Genomic DNA, 20,678 nt, shown 5'->3' on the forward strand with positions numbered 1-20,678 from the left:
AAGAAGCTGAAGGATTACAAGTTTTGATTTTCAACATAATTTAATTGCCTTAAAAACAATTTAATGAACGAAGAAAATAAAACTTAAAACAATAAAAAACCTATTTTTACATTAGGAATAGTATAGATTTAACAAATTAAAGAAAATATAACTCATACATGGGATTATTCAATTGGTTTACGCAGGAAGTGGCCATCGATTTAGGCACTGCGAATACCCTAATTATACATAACGACAAAGTAGTAGTAGATGAACCGTCTATTGTTGCTTTTGATCGTACTACAAACAAAGTTATCGCTATAGGTCGTCAGGCGATGCAAATGGAAGGTAAAACCCATGATAATATTAAAACTGTTCGTCCTTTAAAAGATGGTGTAATTGCCGATTTCAATGCCGCTGAGGCGATGATCAAGGGCATGATCCGTATGCTAAATGGCGGTAAAGGTTGGATGTTCCCATCTTTACGGATGGTAATCTGTATTCCATCAGGCATTACTGAAGTAGAAAAACGTGCTGTACGCGACTCTGCTGAGATTGCCGGAGCTAAAGAAGTTTATTTAATTCACGAACCAATGGCTGCTGCAGTAGGCATTGGAATTGACGTGGAAGAACCAATGGGTAATATGATTATCGATATAGGTGGTGGTACCACAGAAATTGCGGTTATTGCCTTATCTGGTATCGTATGCGATCAATCTATCCGCGTTGCGGGAGATAACTTCGACTCTGATATCGTGAATTATATCCGCCGTCAGCACAACATTATGATTGGCGATCGTACTGCGGAAAAAATTAAGATTGAAGTGGGTGCAGCTTTACCAGAGTTACAGGATGCGCCAGCTGATTTTGCTGTTCAAGGTCGTGATTTAATGACGGGTGTTCCAAAGCAGATCACCGTTTCTTATACTGAAATTGCACATTGTTTAGATAAATCGATCTCAAAAATTGAGGAAGCAATTTTAAAAGCATTAGAGATTACCCCTCCGGAACTTTCTGCCGATATTTATCAAACTGGTATTTATTTAACTGGTGGTGGTGCTTTGTTAAGAGGTTTAGACAAACGTGTTGCTGCCAAAACGAAGCTACCTGTTCACGTAGCCGAAGATCCACTTCGTGCAGTAGTTCGCGGAACTGGTATCGCCCTTAAAAACATTGGCGGTTATAAATTTTTAATGCAATAGACTCATTTACGAATGTAGATTTTAGATTGACGATTGATGAATAGCGAAACGCTTAAAATAAGAACAAAAGCCTATGCTATATCAATTGGAAAATTAATAATTTCGTTGCCGTACAATATTTTAAGTAAGAATTATTCAAATCAATTGGTTCGTTGTTCAAGTTCTGTTGGTGCAAACTACAGAGCCGCTTGCAGAGCAAAATCTACAGCTGATTTTTTGAACAAATTAAAAATTGTCGAAGAGGAACTAGATGAATCGATGTTTTTTCTTGAATTATTAAAAGAGTTTAATGCTGATTTAGCCGTTGAAATAGATAGAAATTGGAAGGAAGGAAATGAATTGCTTTCAATTATTGTTTCTTCAATCGTAACGATTAGAAAAAACGAACAGGCTCGTCAAACACCATAAATTTTGAATGAAACTATGCCGGCAATCGTAAATCGTCAATCTAAAACCGTAAATCAGCATGCGTAACCTTTGGATTTTCATCAGCAGATACAACGCATTTTTCCTGTTTATCATCTTTTTCATCATCGGCATTTATCTTACGGTAAAAAACAATGCCTATCAGCGCAGCGTAACCTTAAATTCATCTAACGAAATTGTGGGTACTGCATACGAAAGGCTTAATGTTTTTAAAAGATACATGAATCTGGGGATGGTAAACGACAGTTTAGCGGCCGAAAATGCTAAACTGAAAACTCATTTATTAAACCTGACTACAGTTGATACGACTAAAGATGTAAAAGTAATTGATACGGTTACCGATCAGCAATACACGTATTTAGCCGCAAAGGTGATTAAAAATTCCATTACCCTTCGCAATAACGTCATGACGATTAACAAGGGCAGCTTGGATGGAATAAAAAGTGGCATGGCTGTAATTGCGCCACAGCGTGGGGTAGTAGGCTTAGTTCGGGATGTTTCTGAACACCTGGCCACCATTCAATCATTATTGCATAAAGATACCCGGATTAGTGTAATGCTTAAAAAGAATACGGCTTTGGGGTCGTTGGTTTGGGGAGATTCAAATTTCGATATCAAAAAAGCATTAATTAAGGAAGTTCCCAATCACATTAAAATGCTGGTGGGCGATTCTGTGGTAACCTCCGGCTTTGGTTCTTTTCCAAAGGGGATTTTAGTGGGTAGAATTATTAAACCAAATGTAGCAACCAATGATAATTTTTTATCGGGTGAGTTAAATTTATTTACCGATTTTAGTACGTTACAATACGTTTACGTGGTAAAAGACAAAAGAGCTGAAGAGCAGAAAGCTTTGGAGAGCTTAATTAAGCCAAATGAATAGTAGAATAGTCATTGTAAATATAATCAGGTGGATTTTGCTCCTTTTTGTTCAGATATTTCTGCTCAAAAACATGGGCTTTTACGATCTTTCTACCCCCTTTGTTTACGTTTTGTTTTTACTCTTATTGCCCTTTGGCATACCTAACATTTTACTTTACGTTTTGGCTTTTGCAACGGGCTTAACACTCGATGCATTTTACGATACGATGGGCGTTCATGCTACGGCCTGTATCGTTTTGGCCTTTGTAAGGATATCTTTTATTTCAATTAGTTTAAACCGCGATGCAATTGACGACCCAGAACCTTCGTTAAGTTATATGGGCTTCCAATGGTTTTCGCTATATGCTTTTCTTTGTGTGATTGCGCACCACCTGGTGCTGTTCTTTTTAGAAACATTTAGGTTAACCGAAATTGGCTATACCTTAATGAGATGCGGCTTAAGTTGTATCTTTACACTGCTTATTATTTTATTGGTAGAGTTTATATTCTATAGAAGAACGTCCCGCTAATGGATCAATTATTTAACCGAAAATATATCGTTCAAGGATTATTTATTGTAATCGCCCTGATTTTATTGGGGAAATTATTTTATATCCAGATTGTTAGTGATAAATACTTTCTTTCTGCTGAGAGTAATGTTTTGCGCAAAATTTATAAATACCCTGCCCGTGGCGCCATTTTAGATCGCAACGGAAAAGTTATCGTTCAAAATGAGCCTGTTTACGATTTAATGGTTACGCCAAACGAGGTTAAAGAATTCGATACGCTGGCACTTGCCCAGGCTTTAGAAATTTCCATTGATGATGTGCGTAAAAATTTACGCAAAGCGAGAGGAAAATCGACTTATCAATCTACCCCTTTTCTTAAACAAATATCTGTTCAAAGTTATGCCCGTTTGCAGGAAATCCTATATCGTTTTCCAGGATTCAGAACACAAGACAGAACGGTAAGGCACTATCCTGACAGCGTGGGCGGACAGCTTTTTGGCTATGTAAAAGAGGTGGATAGTGCTGATATTGCCAATTCGGAAGGATTCTACAGGCCAGGCGATTACAAAGGAAAGAGCGGTTTGGAAAAATCATACGAAGAGATTTTAAGGGGGGAGAAAGGAGTAGTGAATACGGTATATGATGCTCATAATACGCCACAAGGAAGTTACGCAGATGGCAAGTACGATATCAATGCGGTTTCAGGTGAACGCCTGATATCTGGTATTGATATGCGCATTCAGAAACTTGGCGAAGAGTTGATGAAAGACAAAGTGGGTGCAATTGTAGCCATTGAGCCTGCTACCGGCGAAATACTATCTTTGATTAGTAGCCCAGGTTACGACCCTAATTTACTGGTTGGTCGGGATCAGGGCAATAATTATATGAAGTTCATTGTTGGTAACCCTTATCGCCCATCATTGGTGAGGCCCATCATGGGTTATTATCCTCCAGGCTCATCTTTCAAACCTGTTGATGCCTTAATTGGCCTGCAAGAAGGGGTAATCGATCCAAATACAACTTTCTTCTGTCCGCATTATTATCAAGCTGGAAACAGAAAAATTAAATGCGAACACTTTGATGGTTCTATTTCTTTACGAAGAGGCATAGCCCGATCTTGCAATACCTATTTTTGTTACGTCTTTCAAAAGTTGATCACCAAAAATGGGATGAAGAACCAAAGAAAAACTTATCAAGAATGGCGGGATAAGATTGCGAAATTCGGTTTCGGAGAAAAATTGGATATTGATATGCCTTATGAAAGAAAAGGATATTTTTATGAAGCAGATCATTATGATAAAATTTATGGCAAACGTTGGGGCTACACTAATGTAATTTCGCAGGCTATCGGACAGGGTGAAATTACGGCGACGCCGCTGCAGATGGCCAATGCAATGGCCATCATTGCCAACCGTGGCTACTATATCAAACCCCATATCATTAGGGCAATGGGCGATAAGATTAAAAAGGAATACGTAGATAAAAAATATGTTGGCGTTGATGCCAAGCACTTCGAACCCGTGATTGATGGCATGCAAGATGCAGTTAACACCAGTTGGGGAACCGCGATATTATCAAGAATACCTGATGTGGTACTTTGCGGTAAAACGGGTACAGTGCAAAATCCACATGGTAAAAATCACTCTGTTTTTATCGGTTTTGCCCCACGCGATAATCCGAAAATCGCAATTGCGGTTATTGTAGAAAATGCAGGTTTTGGAAGTACCTATGCCGCTCCCATTGCCAGTTACATGATTGAAAAGTATTTAAAAGGCAAAGTTACAGGCTCAAGAGCCGCTCAGGTGGAATGGATGAAAAGCCAGAATCTTTTACCTGTTTTAAAAGATAAGACGAAGCCAGTTAAGATCGTGACCAAAGCAGATAGCCTATTAATTAAAAAAGCGGATTCAACCAAAAAAGTGAAAGATAGCTTGAGCATAAGGGCGGCAACTATTAAACAAAGTGTGGCCACCAAGCCAAAAGGAAGCAAAACCGTTCCATTAGAAAACCCTGTAACCCAAAAGTAAAATGCAGCAACAACAGGGAAACCGTTTCTTTTTCAATGTAGATTGGATTACCGTTTTGATTTATATTGCGTTATGCGCTATTGGATTTGTCAACATTTACGCTTCTGTTCCTCCGGAGAAAACGATTGCCTTTGGTTTTAGCGAACTTTACGGCAAACAGCTTATTTATGTGATTTCCGGATTAATTTTAGGCTTAGCCATTTTGCTATTTGATGGCAGACTTTTTAACGTCTTCTCCCCTTTTATTTACGGGGGTACGTTGTTATTGCTCCTGGCGGTATTAGTTATCGGAAATAAAGTGGCGGGTAATCAGGCCTGGATCGCCATTGGCTCCTTTAAACTGCAGCCTGCCGAATTCGCCAAATTTGGAACTGCTCTGCTTCTGGCCCGATACGTAGGTAGTTTTAACCCTAAATTCCGCGATTTTAAATCAATCGCCATTGCAGCCTTAATTGTTGGTGCACCGTTGCTATTAATTATGCTTCAGCCTGATACAGGCTCTGCGTTAGTCTTCCTGGCCTTTATGTTTCCCCTTTATCGTGAAGGTTTATCTGGTTATTTCCTTTTGATATTTCTGGGAATGATCGTATTGTTTGTAGCCGATTTTCTGGTACCAACGTGGATTTTGATTACCATTATCACCGTAATTGCGGGTTTATTTATTTACAATAACCGCAGGAAACAGAAAATTATTTTCTCTACAGTTTTGGTTACTGTTTTTGCTATTGGTTATCTTTTTTTAATCAAAGTTGCTTACGAAAAGGTTTTGGCTCCACACCAAAGAAGTCGTATTGAGCTGATGCTTGGCCTAAAAACAGATAACAGAGGTGCGGGTTATAACGTAATTCAATCTCAAATCGCCATAGGCTCCGGGCAGGTTACAGGTAGAGGGTTTTTAGAAGGAACACAAACTAAATACGGCTATGTACCAGAACAAAGTACCGATTTTATCTTCTCTACCATTGGTGAAGAATGGGGATTTTTGGGCTGTTTGGTCGTGATTGGATTGTATAGTTTTTTACTGTTGAGGTTGATTAACCTAGCCGAACGACAGCGCTCTACGTTTTCCAGAGTTTACGGTTACAGTGTGGCCTGTATTCTCTTCTTCCACGTCTTCATTAACATAGGGATGACCATTGGAATTATTCCGGTAATTGGAATACCCCTGCCGCTAATCAGTTATGGTGGTTCTTCCTTATGGAGCTTCACCATTTTGCTATTTATCTTTTTGAAACTGGATTCAAATAGAATGGGATTTTTTTAAGAGCAATGAGTAAGGATCAAGGAGTAAAGAGCAAAGATCAAGGAGTAAAGAGCAAAGATATAGTCGTATAGTCAGCGGGCTAGTTCGCTGCTAGTCGAGATTTGCAATCTCGACTCAAAAATAGGTTATTGCAAATCCCGACGAAAATACGAATGAGATTGCCACAGCTAATGAAGGATTAGCTTCGCAATGACGATCGTTGGCAAGGGATTTGTCGTTAGTCGAGATTTGCAATCTCGACTCCAAATATTTATTGCAAATCCTGAATAAACACGAATGAGATTGCCTCAGCTAATGAAGGATTAGCTTCGCAATGACGATCGTTGGAACGGGATTGCAAATCGTCGTTAGTCGAGATTTGCAATCTCGACTCCAAATATTTGTTGCAAATCCTGACTAAATACGAATGAGATTGCCACAGATGATGAAGGATCATCTTAGCACTGACGACGATCATAGGAATGGATTGCGAGTTAAGGGTTTCACCTTAATGCGATCAGACTTATAACCTTTAACTTATAACTTACAACCTAAATCCTAAATCTTCTATTCAACAATTCGTAAAATTGGTCGACGGTTGCCTGTTTGCTGGCCCAGTCATTTTTAGCAGCATAATTTGTCTGCAAGAAGCTATCTGCAGCTTCAAAGCTATTCATCTTGTTTACAATGTCAATCGCTTCTGAATAGGCCAGATTGTATCCTTTAAATAAATCTTTAACAAACAGTAATTTTTCATTTAAACTGATGCCTTGTTTTAAATCAGCTATTGGTGCTTTAATTGGCTCTTCGTTATTAGCATGTGTTTTGGCCAACAAATCATTTAAACTTGGTGCTGGCGTTGATGAAATGGGTTGAACTGGAGGTCTAACCGGAATCGCTTCCGGAATAAACATGGGTCTTTCTTCAACCACTGGTGGCGAAATAATAGGATCGTCCATCTCTACATCTCTTAATGCTTCGATAGGTTTAAAATTATCAATCGGAGCCTCAACCTCTTTCTTAACCTCAACCTCTTTCTCAACCTCTTCGTCAACCTCAACCTCTCTAACCTCTGGTTCATCATCATGAGGAATTAAAAATGGCTCCGGACCAATTTCATCTTCTTCAGTTGTCAAGGTTTCCTCAACAAAATTTGGCTGCTCCTCTTTTTCATGGATCATTTTCTTTTGAGCAAGTACCTGTTCTTCATCTTTACTCAGCGGGCGATCGAAAATCTCTTCAACCGACTTTTCCTCATAATCGAATTTATCATCAGTACTGTGATTGCCTAAAACAAACTCAAAAGAATGATCATCCTGATCGGGTTTAAAGAAATCTTTTTCTAAAACTTCATCTGCAACATCTTCATGAATTTTTTCATCATCCAAAACTTCTTGCTCCTGCTTTACATCCACTCTTTCTTCCTCCTCCTCTGCAGTGGCAATTTCCTCCAGCTCAGTGGTGTCGAAACTTTCCTCTTCCTCTAAATCACTTTTATCCGCCCAAATTTCATCTTCTAAAGTTTCTGGTTGAGGCACAAATGGTATCTCCTGAGTAGTTACATTTCGCTGTTGCGAAGTGCTGTTTAACTTTTGTACAATGCGAACATGATCTGCTAAAAAATCGGCATTCGCTAAAAATAGCTCCACTTCTAAATCGTTTAATTGTTCAGGATTTTGAGCCAAGAACTGGTATTGCTCATTTAATTCTGTTAAAATATTGCCTACTTTTTTAAAGATATCTTGTTGGTTCATCATGAAGTGATAACGATTTTTTGGTCGATTTATGTTGGTAACTATGTATTCAAAAATAACACATAATTATGATATTTGTTCGGTTTAAAATTAAAGAGAATCCACCGGGTTATAAAAAATAGGGCATGTTATTTAGCGAACAGAATTTTAGAAGAAGGGGAGAATTTTCAGGAAGTATTGAAGTGGTTTGTGGCTCTATGTTTTCTGGAAAAACTGAAGAGCTAATCCGCCGACTGAAAAGAGCCCAAATTGCTAAGCTGAATGTAGAGATTTTCAAACCTCGTACAGACACCCGTTACCATGAAAGTGCTGTGGTTTCTCATGATTTAAATTCCATAAACTCCACTCCTGTTGATAGCGCTTCGGCCATTTTACTATTGGGAACCAATACCCAGGTTGTGGGCATTGATGAAGCCCAGTTTTTCGACAATGAACTTCCGGATGTTTGCAATAAGTTAGCGCTCAAAGGCATCAGAGTTATTGTCGCCGGGCTCGACATGGATTTTACGGGCAAACCTTTTGGACCGATGCCCGCCTTGATGGCCATTGCCGAGCATGTTACAAAAGTAAATGCAGTTTGTGTTTGCTGTGGCAACCCAGCCCTTTATAGTTACCGTACAGTGGCTGATGAAGCTACCGTTTTACTAGGCGAAAAGGAAAGCTATGAGCCACGATGCAGGGCTTGTTACAATTTGGGTAAAGGATAAGCGATTTCAAACTGTTTACTTATCCGATTGTTAGTCAATATTAAATACTAAAATTCAATTGAAAACGATTTCCATTTTAGGTTGCGGCTGGTTTGGTTTTGCTTTTGCAAAAAAACTAGTTGAGCTTGGTTACGAAGTGAAAGGATCTACTACTTCGCCCGAAAAACTTGATTTACTTGCAGAAGAGAAAATTAATCCGTTCCTAATCAATTTCACAGCTGAGCAAATTATTGCCGACGACGAATTCTTTGATGCGGATGCGCTTTTTATCTGCATTCCTCCAAAAAGAAACTCCGCTGAACTTCTTGATTACCCTCAAAAGATAAAATCAATTTTGGCAGCCGCGAAAGATAAATCGAAACAGGTTGTATTAATCAGTTCGACAAGTGTGTATGCTGATGAAAATAAAACAGTAAACGAAAACAGCGAGACACATCCTGATACCGATTCGGGAAAGGTGGTATTGTCTGCAGAAAATATTTTAAAGTCTTCTTTACCAGATCATTTTACCATTATCCGCTTTGCGGGATTAATTGGGCCGGATAGAAACCCCGGCAGGTTTTTCGCTGGCAAAACTGACGTTCCAAATGGTTTAGCACCTGTTAATCTCATCCATCAAACTGATGCGGTTGGTATTGCTGCTGCAATTTTAGACAAACAGGCTTACGGACGGATTTATAACGCTTGCTCTCCTCACCATCCCACAAAAAAGGAGTTTTACACTGAAGCAGCGAAAACATCTGGTTTAATGGAACCCCTCTTTATAGATGAAAAGAAAGATTGGAAGGTTGTGGAAAGTGTTAACGTTCCTGAGTTTTTACAATACGATTTCCAGATTGCAATTTAATTTTTGCTTGCGCCTCAAAAAAACCTGTCATTCTGAGCGCAGCGAAGAATCCACAACCTTCAAAGCATTAACTTAATTAGCCGCAAGCCCTGAAATACAATTTGTAAGCTATTGATGTAAGATGCCTTCAATTAACAGATTCTTCGCTGCGCTCAGAATGACAAAGCGATGGGGGAGATTTGTAATCTCTATTAAGAACGGTCGTCATTGCGAGGGACGAAGCAATCTCCTTTAATAAAATAATGCAACAAATGAGATTGCTTCAATCGATGAAAAATCAATCTCGCCTGGCTGCCGCAGGCAGGCAATGACGGAAAGTTAAAAACGTCAATGGTAGCATAGCGAAGAATCCCTAACCTACAAAGTACTAACTCAATTAGCCGCAACACCTGAAATAAAATCTGTAAACTATTAATGTAGGATGCCTTGAATTAACAGATTCTTCGCTGCGCTCAGAATGACAAAGCGATGGAGGAGATTTGTAGGGCGTACTTCTAAAGCCGGGATTACAAATCCCGACTTACAAAACGGATGAACGAGCAACGTCAAACTAAAGAAGTATTATATCTGCTATTGATGTTCCGCCATGCTCTCCGGCATAGGAGACAATGGAAGGAGAAAACATCAAAGCTTTTGTACCAACTTTCAATGCCGACTGTAACAAGGCATCGCGTATTCTGCGATTCTTCATCGCAGCTTGTGATGCCGCCAATTAAGCTTTGATGATTTTATCCGACATTGGATTCAAGCCTTGAGTTTTTGTTTCTTTTGTTTCAAGACAAAAGAAAAGAGCCCATCGGCGGCTAGCCGAAAAAACTAAAGGAAACCTTCTAAAGTCGGGATTACAAATCCCGACTAACAAACCGCTTCATAAAAACCTGTTATTCTGAGCGCAGCGAAGAATCCCTAACCTACAAAGTACTAACTCAATTAGCCGCAACACCTGAAATAAAATCTGTAAACTATTAATGTTGGGATCTTTGATCTAACAGATTCTTCGCTGCGCTCAGAATGACAAAGGGTTAGTCGAGATTTATAGAGCATACTTCTAAAGTCGGGATTACAAATCCAGACTAACAAAACCTCAGAATGACAAAGCGTTGTAAAAGATTAAATTAACTCAACAAACCCAGTAGTTCCTTTTTGCTTAAGTTCTTAAAAAATCCACCATCAGTTTGAATCAAATTTTTAACCAGATCCTTTTTTGTGGCTTGCAATTTCATAATTTTTTCTTCAATCGTATCCGGGCAAATTAGCCTTACTGCCATTACATTATTATGTTGCCCAATGCGGTAAGCCCTATCAATGGCTTGATTTTCAACCGCAGGATTCCACCATGGATCAACAAGATAAACATAATCTGCCTGGGTTAAATTCAAACCTGTTCCTCCTGCTTTCAAGCTGATCAGAAATACGGGAATATCCTTATCCTCCTGAAAAGATTGAACAACTTCTTCCCTGTTTTTAGTTTGGCCAGTCAGATACTCATATTTAATACTCCGTTTTTCAAGTTGTTTCTTAATTAAATCGAGCATGCTTACAAACTGAGAAAACACTAAAATTTTATGGTTTAAGGCTTTGCTTTCTATTTGCTCCAAAAGCACATCGATTTTCGAAGATGCCTGTAAAAAAGATTTTCCATCGGCCAATAAGGCTGCAGAATTGCAAATCTGCCTTAATTGAGTAATGCTTTTTAACACATGCATCGAACTTTTGGGTAATTCATCTTCAGTTTTATTCAGAATATAATCTTGAATTTCCTTTTTGTTTGCCTCATAAACTTCTCGCTGCTCCGCTCCCATTTCACAGTATAAAATAATTTCCGTTTTATCAGGAAGCTCTGTAGCTACCTGCTCTTTGGTTCTTCGAAGAATAAATGGCCTGATCTTCTGCTGAAGTTCTTCTGCTCGTCGCTTATCTTTAAACTGATCAATTGGGGTAGAATATAAATCAGCAAATTGCTGTTTACTGCCAAATAAACCCGGGCAGGCAAAAGACAATTGCCCGTATAAATCAAAAGTATTGTTCTCAATCGGTGTACCGGTCATCACAACTTTATTCCGCGATTGCAACATTCGAACTGCTTTGTATCGCTGCGATTCAGGGTTTTTGATGTTTTGCGATTCATCCAAAAAGATGTAGTTAAAGCGATAATCTTTCAAAAAGCGAATATCAGAAAGCAAAGTCCCGTAAGAGGTTAGTATCAGCTCAAAGCGATCAAAAGTATCGGTAGTTTTAGTTCTTTCATTGCCATAAATCGTTTTTACCTTTATTGATGGGGCAAATTTTTCTACTTCAGCTTTCCAGTTGAAAATTAAAGAGGCAGGCACAACAACAAGATTGGTATTGTGCTTTACTTTATCTCGCTGAGAAAGGATAAAAGCTAGAATTTGGATCGTTTTACCCAAGCCCATATCATCAGCCAGACAAGATCCAAAATTAAAATCATCCAGAAAATTGAGCCAGTTTAAGCCATCTTTTTGGTAATGCCTTAAAGTGGCTTGTAAAGTCTTTGGAACTTCAACTTCCTTTATCGAATCGGTATGTTCAAACTTCTGGCGATAAGATTGAAGCTCATTTTTAACTTCACCATCAAGCAAAGCATCTAAATAAAGCTCGTTAATGGTGGCAAATTTTATTTTTGGCGTCAATATAGCATCTTCAGTAATTTCACCAGCGTTAAAGTAATCGGTAAATTTTTGTAGCCAGCTCTCTGGCAAAATGCCTTGCGTGCCATCGTCGAGGGTAACAAATTTGCTCTTATTCCTGATTGATTTATGCAAATGCTTTAAGGCGACTTTTTGCTTTCCAAATTTTACTTCCACTTTAGTTTCAAACCAATCGGTTCCGCTTAAAACCTCAATGTTAATATTTGCCTTGTGCTGATTGAGTTTATTATTTTTCAGCGTATTGAAGCCCAGAATGTGGATTCCTTTATTCCGCCAGGTTTCAAATGCATCTAAAAACCAGGCTTCCTCTAAAAATCTTTTCCGATGAAGGTAAAAGGAATCATTACTCTCCTGATCGTAAAAAAAGGGATGCTGCTTTAGCACATTGCCAATAAACTGTAACTCAGCATGATCATCACGATGAACAGTAAAAACATTCCCCAATTTATCTTGTGCGTGAATCTGCTTTTTGGAGAGTACAGGAATTTCCTGATTTCCATATCGCATTACCGGGGTGATGAGAATAAAATCTTCCGATTCGGATAGATAAATCAGCTGCTCGGTTTCCAAATCAAAGCCCTTTTCTTCAATTTGTTTTTTTGTTGCAGGCTTTAAGTAGGAATAATCTACATGAATGCTTCCTTCCAACTGCACTAAAATTGTTTTTTGGAACTCAGGATATTTCGATTTATGAAGGATTAAGCGATTACTTTGCTTCTTGAAAAATCCAATTACCCGCAACAAATCCAACCGGGTAATAAGGTAAAGCTGATCTTTGAGCTGGATAAAATATTGATGGACCAGCATTAACTGATCAATTTCATAGGACTTCCCTTCTATGCTTAAACGCCCGGTAATTTCAAAGAAATCGCCTTTTTGATTAACAGTTAAGCGCAAATCAACTTCCAGTGCTTTAACAGTCACCGCAGCTATTGTTGATGCCTGAATGGCTGAAGATTGCTTATTGCTTTGAATATAGAAAGGTAAATTTAAAGGATTTTTAACAACGGCCTTCAAAGCGTTAATTTCGTCTTCACTTTGTTCGTTGTTATAATTTTGTTGAAAAGCAGCAACTCCACTATAAAATTTTAATACGTCGCCTTCTTCAGCCTTAAAAATATGGGTATTGGGATTTACACTTTTTAATGGATTTTTTACCTTTCCGTTTTTGGTAATCTGCGCCTCAAAAAGCTCTATAGTTAGGTTGTTGTAGTAGCGGTGTTGCCCCAAAACTAAAATCAGATTACCAGCATCAACGTTCGGCTTTTTACCTGTCTCCTTTGGCAACAACATTTGCTCGAGTTGTTCTTTCGCTTCGCGATTGAAAGGTTGCAGTGCTTCAATTTTTGGTTTGATTTTTATTTCACCATCTTGTAAAGTCAAATTAAAAATCGACTCCAGATCTTTCTCATATTCTAACCCATAATTTACTGCAATTTTGAGCAGCTGCTGTTTTCTCAGGTTTTTATCGAAAAAAATCAATAATTCTTGTCGATACAAAATGTTGTATAAAACCTGCGCCTGATGTTCACATAGCTTAGTTTTTGGTGTTCCGCAACGGCAAGAAAGTTTTACATTTTTTTCATTCTGCTGAACCTGAACAATGGGGAAAACTGCCGCAGAGTCGTAGCAACTGAACGCAGCAAAATCAATTTCAATTTGTTCTGCAACTAAACCGTAAAACCCTTTTACATCGGTATGTATTTGTTGATTTAAATGTTTTAAAATTACGATAGCATTCAAATTTTGGAGATTAAAACCCTCAAGTATATAGTCGTAAGGATTTAATTCTATCGTTTGATCGCTGCGATTCTCTTCACTCATTTAAATTGGAAATAATGGATAAAAATACATTTACCCCGCGATAATGGCGCAATAGAATGGGAAGTTTTTACCAACAGCCTGTTTGAAAGTTAATTTAATATAAACACACTGAAAGGTAATTTAACTAAATATAATTTTGAATCCTCTGATTTTAAATTATGTTTGTTCACATTAAATAAATTAAGCTCCAAACCGAATATTGTCCATGAAAAACATTACCGACAGACACGAATTCATCTTAAAAAACCTAAAGGAAAACGGAAAAGTAAGCATTATCGAGCTTACCGATTTGATGGAGGTTTCTGGAGTTACTATTAGAAAAGATTTAAAACTTTTAGAAGATAAAAATTTACTTTTCAGAACTCGTGGAGGTGGATCGATTAACAATCCCTATGCAAACGAACGGACGATTAATGAAAAAGCATTCATCAACGCTGATGAGAAACAAAAGATTGCAAAAGCGGCCCTCTCTTTAATCGAAAAAAGTGATTCTATCAGCATTGGTTCTGGAACTACAGTTTTTGAATTGGCCAGATGTCTGTACCCAAACCAGCATTTAACGGTCATCACGCCTGCGCTAAAAGTGGGTTTGGAGCTGAGCACTCGCCCTAATGTTGAGGTTTTGCAGCTCGGCGGTTTAATTCGCTCCAACTCCTCATCAGTAGCCGGTTCGTATGCAGAACGGGTACTAAGTGAAATATCTTGTGGTGTACTATTTTTAGGGGTAGATGGCATCGATATGGATTTTGGTTTCTCGATAACCAATTTAGCAGAAGCCACACTTAACCAAAAAATGATAGATACTGCCCAAACTGTTGTAATTATGGCCGATAGTACCAAATTTGATAAGCGTGGCCTCGGCAAGGTTTGTGGCTTCGAACAGGTTCATTACATTATCACCGATAGCGGTGTTTCTGAATTTATCGTGAATCAAATTGAAGAAAAGGGCGTCAAAGTCATCATTGCTAAATAATTAATTAAGCTTACATCTATGCATTCGGGTTTTGCTAATGCTTGAGCCATGGATTGATACTTATTTTTTAAGGTTTACTTTGTCCATAAACCTGGCTTTCGGATTATTTTTTGGCTGGAGCGTTGTAATGGCTTCGGCTACTTCAATTGGCAAATCAGATTCTAAAATATCTGCTCCCTGTTCAAAGGTTTCTCTATAATTTTTAGCCCTATCTTCTTTCGTTGCCAACTTATCATAAGTGGTGGCTGCAGAAATCATACACATCACGCCGCGGGCATGGAGCATATCAAAAAGTTCTTTATTTTCAGGTTTGTTAGTTGGTCCAATGTAAGCAATCATGCTTTCCCAAGGAATACCTGCAGCTTCGTATTCCAACAAAGCTTTCTTAGTTTTCACAAAAGCAGAAAACATTCGGTTAGGATTTTGATCGTAGTAAAACTTAGCATGTTGGGCATCATGAACAGTAATCATGATTACTTTATTTGGATTTTGCTTTAAGATTCGTTCCTGCATATTTAAAGGCACATCTTTACGATCTAAATTGACCACTGTTTTACCAGCGCTCCAATCAATTACCTCTTTCAGTGTCGGGATTTTGTACTTCGTAACATGCCCTTCCGGATCTTTCAATCTAAATTTTTGAAGCTCGGCAAAAGTATAATCCGCTACCTTACCAGTACCGTTTGTAGTTCGGTCAAGCGTAGCATCATGCATTAAAACCAAAACGCTATCTTTGGTTAGCCTCGGATCAATCTCAAAAAAAACTGGTGTAAATTTCAGCGTATTTTCAAAAGTGGCAATGCAATTCTCTGGAAAACCTTTAACCGTACCGCCCCTGTGGCCGCTAATAATGGGTATAGTTTTTCCTGTGTATTTAAAAAATTCACGCAGTTCGTTTACATTTTTAATTTTTAGCGTGTTGATATTAGTTTGTGCAAATACACAAACAGAGCTAGCAAAAACAAGCTTGGCAAACAGGAAAGCCTTTAAGGTAGTTTTCATTTCGAATTATATTTTGCTGTTTAAAAGTCTGAGCGTCATTACGCCATCCTCATCAAATTCAATTTCCGTTATGGATGAATTTTGCTGTGCCAGCTGGCGATAATTTTTTAATGGCATTCCGAGTTTGCTCGCCATAAAAAGGCGGTTGATGCCATTATGCCCAACAACCATGATGGTTTGGTTACGATGTTTAGACATCATCTCATCAAAAAAACTGGTTACTCGATCTAGAATTTCTGTAGCCGATTCTCCGGTTCCACCGGCTTTATTGGTTTCTGGAGCATTCATCCAATTGGTCCACAATGAGGCATTCTCGGCTACGAATTCTTCTTTTGTTTTGCCTTCCCAATTGCCAAAATCGACTTCAATTAATCGATTATCTACAAACACCTCTCTTTTTCCAGATGCAATTTCGGCGGTTCTTTTTGCACGAAGCAGTGGAGAAGAATAAACCGCATCAATCTTCATATCGCTCAGCTGATCGCAAACAAATTTTGCCTGCCTGAGCCCTTTTGTCGTCAATTCGATATCTGTTCTACCGCAATAACGGTTTCCATCTGCATTATAAGCAGTTTCTCCGTGCCTTAATAAATATACTTTAAGCATAAATTTCTTCGTGTTTAAGCAAATAATCAACCAAAAAAATTAAAGTGAATTACGAAGATTTAAGTAGAATGGAACTTCGAGTTTTTCGGTTTTTCCATTTAATACAAATTCTGCTGCCTGTGTGCCAAGCTCATGAAAATCTGTAGATATTGTGGTTATTCCATCTAGAATGAAACGTTTGAGAGGGGTTTCGTTATAAGAAATTACACCAACATCCTGCCCGATTTTTAGTTTAAGGACAATTAATCGTTCTATTAGCGTTACCAAATCATCCTCCATCAAGTTGATATAAACTTCGCCTGGCTTTATTTCTTCTTCCTTAATATTGTGAATCACTTTGTGATCAAAAGCATATTGCTGGCAAAACCGATAGAAACCTGTTAAAATTTCTTGTGGAAAATAACTGTTTTTTGGGAAAATAATTTTGATTGTACTGTATTGAGATAATCGTGGCAAGGCCTGTTCTAAAGCGGCATAAATGTCTTGAGCGAAGTTTTCATAAGCAGCTGCAAAATCGCCAGTAATCCCTGGCAACAACTTATCCAAAATAATTAATTTCTCCTTTGGGATGGTATTGATAATTTCGTGTGCATTTTCACCCCCTTCTAAAAAATGTGGAATGATGACAAAATGGGTGTAGTCGTCAATTTTAGAGGTGATCATTTTTTTAAAGAATGCAAAGTCGTTGTTGTAGATATAGAAATCTATAGCTGCTTTTTCTCCAATTGCTTTCGTAAACGAATCGTAGATAATCTTTTTGTGGGTACTCAGTTTATTGAATAGCAAACAAACTTTGAGTTTTCTGGAAAAATCTATGTTGGTAATAAAATATCCTTTACCAGGAACAGAATCGACAACACCCAGTTTACGCAAGTTACGATAACCTTTTTCTGCCGTATCTCTTGACATTTCCAGACTGAAGCTTAGCTCATTAATTGATGGCAACAAACTTCCTTTTTTTAGTTTGCCAGATTCGATGCCACTTAGTATCGCATTGGTAAGTTGCTTATACTTCGGCGTTGAAGAATATTCATCAATCTGAATTAAGGAAATTAGGTCGTCTGTTTTCACTATATGCTGGCTCTAAGCCCGAATATAGCAAATTAATGTGGTTTGAGGTCGGGTACATTAGAGATTATTTCATTCCGCTCATTTTTTAACCTTAACACAATGAAACCACTCAGGTTACCCGGTGAAAAAGCTTCAGGTACCCATTTGCATCGCGAATAATTTCGCATTCTAGATGACGCTATATCGTCCGTTGAATTGCAGAGTAATATTTGAGCTGAATCATATCAGTTGGTGCCGGGTTTTCATTCCAGGCATCATTTATTGCCAGTGCTGTTCCAATGGAAGTGGCTTGCGAAACCGAAGACGCATAAACCTCAATATCAGGAATAGAGGTGGCCAGCAGGTGCATATAAATAGCATTTTTACCAAATCCGCCATCGACAAATACTCTTTTTACACCCGAATTTAGAACCAGGTTTAAAGAATAAATCTGTTGCTTTACCAGATCAAAAATAAGCTGATGGTAGGCTTCCTCGGCAGTTTGAAAAAGATTCAAATCACGATCCGGGAACGCGGAATTAGCTGAAAATTCTGTTTGCGCAGTCAGGTTTTCCGGCACTTTATTGGCCAGCTTCAAAATCATGGAAGGATTAAACTTCAGGTGCTTAAATAAATAAGCGGCTCTATCGAAGTGCTCGGCAATACGTTTTAACTGTACTTCATGTTCGTAGCCCGCAAAAATTCGGGAAGCTTTTATCGGCTTACCTTTGTAATGCATATAACAAAGGCAGTCTTGTTTCAATTCTTCTTTAGTAAGCGGCTCTTGATTAAAAGGATTTAAACTGATGCACCAGGTACCTGTTGAGATTAGAATAAATGGCGTGTTAAAGTTCGCCAGGTAAGGAATTAATGCGGCTGAACTATCATGCAAACCAACGCCAACCTGAAAAGTTGCGCCATTAAAAGTAGTTGCGATGCTTGAATCGGCAGGCGTAAATTCACCAAATTTCTCCTCAATTTTTTCTGAAGTCACCCATTGATGATACTGATTTTGGTTAAAATCCCAAAGTTGTGTATGGCAGCCAATGCTGGTGATATCGCTAACGGCTTTACCGGTAATCAAGAAGCTTAAGTATTGCGGCAAATGCAACGCATACTTCACTTTATCGAATAAAGCAGGTCGCTCTTTTTTAAGTCTGTAAAGCTGCATTCCAGAATTTAAACTACCTAATATCGGCGAGGCAGTTTCTAAAGAGATCTTTTCCTCGCCGCCATATTTTGCATAAAATTCTTTTTTTAATTCTTCTGGATATTCTTTCAGATAATTATAAAGCGGTGTTAAGGGTGATCCATTTTCATCGAGATACACAAAACTGGCACCGTAAGTAGAGAAATTGACAGCTTTAACATCAAACTCTTTCATCTGCAAAACCTGATGCAAAGAATCGTAAACAGATGATTTCAGGCTCTCCAGATTTTCACATGGCTCACCATCTTCATCAACAGTTTCTACGAAACGGGCTGAACGTTCGTAAACAATCTGATAATTTTCATCAATAAGAAAAAGTTTTTTGTTCGTTTTCCCAACGTCAAATATTGCAATAACCGGTTTTGGCATCTCTTTAGCTCCCTTTTTTATAAACCTGTTGCTACAGTATTTCCTCTATGGCTAACTAAATTTGATCTTACACTCAAATCGCGGTATAAGCTTATCGGAGCCAAAGCTGCTCCAGCTCTTAACCTTGCCTCAGCCACTAACGCTCTTAAATCGCTACGGAAAGTATTTTGTAAAATTTCCTGTGCTTTTGCCACGTCGTTATTATCCTGTGCGGCATTTAAAGCTTTACGATCTACCAATAAGGCTTGAGCATAAGCAATCATAATGGCTTCTACCGATTGTAGTAAATCTTCCAAAGGGTCTTTCACATTGTGAGAGGCATCTATCATCCATCCTAAATCTTTAGCATGGTTCATTCCTTTCGCATCCATACCCTCAACCAGCTCATTAAAAATCAGGAACAACTGATAAGGCTTGATACTTCCGGCAGTTAAATCATCATCACCATATTTGGAATCGTTAAAATGGAAACCACCTAACTTTCCTTCCATCAAAAGCAAGGCAACAATTTGTTCGATATTTGCATTTGGTAAATGGTGACCCAAATCTACCAAGGTATAAGCTTGTTTCCCCAATTTGCTTGCGTAAAGCAGCGACTGACCCCAATCTCCTACTGTTGTAGAATAGAAATTTGGTTCGAATGCTTTGTACTCTACAAAAAGTTTCCAATCTGCCGGCAAAGCCGAATAAATTTCTTCTAAACTTTCTAATGTATTTTCGAATGCCCTACGGAAATTTAACTGACCAGGGAAACAAGATCCATCGGCCAGCCAAACTGTTAGTGCATCAGAACCTAGCGCCACACCATGTTTAATTACTTCGATGTTATGCTCAATAGCTTGCTTGCGAATGGCTTTATTTACATTTTGTAAGGAACCAAATTTATAGCTATGTGCCGAACCAGCCTGATCTTGAAAAGTGTTTGAATTCATGGCGTCGAACTTCAGTCCGTAGCCAGCTGCAAGGCTTTTTAAACTCTCTGCATTTTGTGGGATATCCCAAGGGATGTGAAGGGAAATAGCACCGCTTGCCCCATTTAAAGCATGAAGCAAACCAACATCTTCAATTTTTTCTTCGATTGTGCGGGGCTCGCCACCAGTAATGGCGAAACGACCGAAACGTGTACCACCTGTACCTAAAGCCCATGATGGAATCGCAATCTGAAAATCAACCAATTTCTGGATTACACCTTCTAAATCAACATGCGACCAATCTTCTTTTAAAAAGTTGAGCTTGCGCTGATGTGAACTGATAAGGGAATCATTGTGTTTTTCTATTTGGTTCTGCTCGATATTCATGAGAATATTTGGTTTTGTTAGGTTAATAATTAAGCGATAAATCGCTTTGATTTGATCCTCAATTTAGATTGAGAATTTTAAAGTCATTTCCAGTCTGTGGCGAACCACAGACCGAGAGAACAACT

At 38.4% G+C, this 20,678-nt stretch carries 17 protein-coding genes; 9 read left to right on the forward strand and 8 right to left on the reverse strand.

Translation table 11 applies throughout. The features are described from left to right. Window positions 1-158: 158 nt before the first annotated feature. The 6 genes from ACZZZK_RS07210 to rodA are packed head-to-tail and all read left to right on the forward strand — an operon-like array spanning window position 159 to window position 6,265. A complete protein-coding gene (locus ACZZZK_RS07210; RefSeq protein WP_010601761.1) occupies window positions 159-1,181 on the forward strand; it encodes a rod shape-determining protein in 1,023 nt (340 codons plus the stop codon). Window positions 1,182-1,217: 36 nt separating this feature from the next. Then, the gene (locus ACZZZK_RS07215) at window positions 1,218-1,589 is read left to right on the forward strand and encodes a four helix bundle protein (protein ID WP_463483550.1); all 372 of its coding nucleotides are present in this window, start codon (window positions 1,218-1,220) and stop codon (window positions 1,587-1,589) included. Between the two features lie 58 nt (window positions 1,590-1,647). Beyond that, window positions 1,648-2,487 carry a rod shape-determining protein MreC gene (gene mreC, locus ACZZZK_RS07220; protein WP_463483551.1) on the forward strand — a complete coding sequence of 280 codons (840 nt, stop codon included), beginning with the start codon at window positions 1,648-1,650 and terminating at the stop codon, window positions 2,485-2,487. Further along, the gene (locus tag ACZZZK_RS07225; protein ID WP_463483552.1) at window positions 2,480-2,995 is read left to right on the forward strand and encodes a rod shape-determining protein MreD; all 516 of its coding nucleotides are present in this window, start codon (window positions 2,480-2,482) and stop codon (window positions 2,993-2,995) included. Before mreC ends, ACZZZK_RS07225 begins: the two co-directional genes overlap by 8 nt. Then, window positions 2,995-5,001, forward strand: coding sequence for a penicillin-binding protein 2 (mrdA, locus tag ACZZZK_RS07230; RefSeq protein WP_463483553.1), 2,007 nt, complete (start codon window positions 2,995-2,997; stop codon window positions 4,999-5,001). Before ACZZZK_RS07225 ends, mrdA begins: the two co-directional genes overlap by 1 nt. A 1-nt stretch (window position 5,002) precedes the next feature. Beyond that, entirely contained in the window at window positions 5,003-6,265 is a 1,263-nt protein-coding gene (gene rodA, locus ACZZZK_RS07235; protein ID WP_056851796.1) for a rod shape-determining protein RodA, read from the forward strand. 530 nt (window positions 6,266-6,795) lie between these two features. Here rodA and ACZZZK_RS07240 read toward each other — a convergent pair. Next, a complete protein-coding gene (locus ACZZZK_RS07240; protein ID WP_463483554.1) occupies window positions 6,796-8,001 on the reverse strand; it encodes a hypothetical protein in 1,206 nt (401 codons plus the stop codon). A 122-nt stretch (window positions 8,002-8,123) separates the two neighbouring features. Between ACZZZK_RS07240 and ACZZZK_RS07245 the strand changes: the two genes are divergently transcribed. Together ACZZZK_RS07245 and ACZZZK_RS07250 are read left to right on the forward strand one after the other, a co-directional pair. Further along, on the forward strand, window positions 8,124-8,705 hold the full coding sequence (locus tag ACZZZK_RS07245; protein ID WP_265798321.1) for a thymidine kinase: 582 nt from the start codon (window positions 8,124-8,126) through the stop codon (window positions 8,703-8,705). A gap of 58 nt (window positions 8,706-8,763) precedes the next feature. Beyond that, complete coding sequence (locus ACZZZK_RS07250) at window positions 8,764-9,552, forward strand: SDR family oxidoreductase (RefSeq protein ID WP_463483555.1); 789 nt, start codon at window positions 8,764-8,766, stop codon at window positions 9,550-9,552. A gap of 550 nt (window positions 9,553-10,102) precedes the next feature. Here ACZZZK_RS07250 and ACZZZK_RS07255 read toward each other — a convergent pair. Together ACZZZK_RS07255 and ACZZZK_RS07260 are read right to left on the reverse strand one after the other, a co-directional pair. Continuing rightward, window positions 10,103-10,243 carry a hypothetical protein gene (locus ACZZZK_RS07255; protein ID WP_463483556.1) on the reverse strand — a complete coding sequence of 47 codons (141 nt, stop codon included), beginning with the start codon at window positions 10,241-10,243 and terminating at the stop codon, window positions 10,103-10,105. A 424-nt stretch (window positions 10,244-10,667) separates the two neighbouring features. Next, on the reverse strand, window positions 10,668-14,045 hold the full coding sequence (locus tag ACZZZK_RS07260; protein ID WP_463483557.1) for a DEAD/DEAH box helicase: 3,378 nt from the start codon (window positions 14,043-14,045) through the stop codon (window positions 10,668-10,670). Window positions 14,046-14,250: 205 nt separating this feature from the next. Here ACZZZK_RS07260 and ACZZZK_RS07265 point away from each other — a divergent pair, with 205 nt between their 5' ends. Continuing rightward, window positions 14,251-15,018 (forward strand): DeoR/GlpR family DNA-binding transcription regulator, encoded by a 768-nt coding sequence (locus ACZZZK_RS07265; RefSeq protein WP_463483558.1) that lies wholly within the window; start codon window positions 14,251-14,253, stop codon window positions 15,016-15,018. A 60-nt stretch (window positions 15,019-15,078) separates the two neighbouring features. On the opposite strand, the gene ACZZZK_RS07270 is transcribed toward ACZZZK_RS07265, so the two are convergent. The 5 genes from ACZZZK_RS07270 to ACZZZK_RS07290 form a co-directional block, all read right to left on the reverse strand. Continuing rightward, window positions 15,079-16,020: a glycerophosphodiester phosphodiesterase family protein gene (locus ACZZZK_RS07270; protein ID WP_463483559.1), complete on the reverse strand. Its 942-nt coding sequence runs from the start codon at window positions 16,018-16,020 to the stop codon at window positions 15,079-15,081. A 6-nt stretch (window positions 16,021-16,026) separates the two neighbouring features. Next, entirely contained in the window at window positions 16,027-16,626 is a 600-nt protein-coding gene (locus ACZZZK_RS07275; RefSeq protein WP_463483560.1) for a histidine phosphatase family protein, read from the reverse strand. 39 nt (window positions 16,627-16,665) lie between these two features. Continuing rightward, window positions 16,666-17,697 carry a GntR family transcriptional regulator gene (locus ACZZZK_RS07280; RefSeq protein WP_056851789.1) on the reverse strand — a complete coding sequence of 344 codons (1,032 nt, stop codon included), beginning with the start codon at window positions 17,695-17,697 and terminating at the stop codon, window positions 16,666-16,668. Window positions 17,698-17,875: 178 nt separating this feature from the next. Beyond that, window positions 17,876-19,255: an FGGY-family carbohydrate kinase gene (locus tag ACZZZK_RS07285; RefSeq protein WP_463483561.1), complete on the reverse strand. Its 1,380-nt coding sequence runs from the start codon at window positions 19,253-19,255 to the stop codon at window positions 17,876-17,878. Between the two features lie 17 nt (window positions 19,256-19,272). Next, the gene (locus ACZZZK_RS07290) at window positions 19,273-20,553 is read right to left on the reverse strand and encodes a sugar isomerase (RefSeq protein WP_463483562.1); all 1,281 of its coding nucleotides are present in this window, start codon (window positions 20,551-20,553) and stop codon (window positions 19,273-19,275) included. Window positions 20,554-20,678 lie beyond the last annotated feature (125 nt).

It is taken from the genome of Pedobacter sp. AC163 (genome assembly GCF_979258665.1).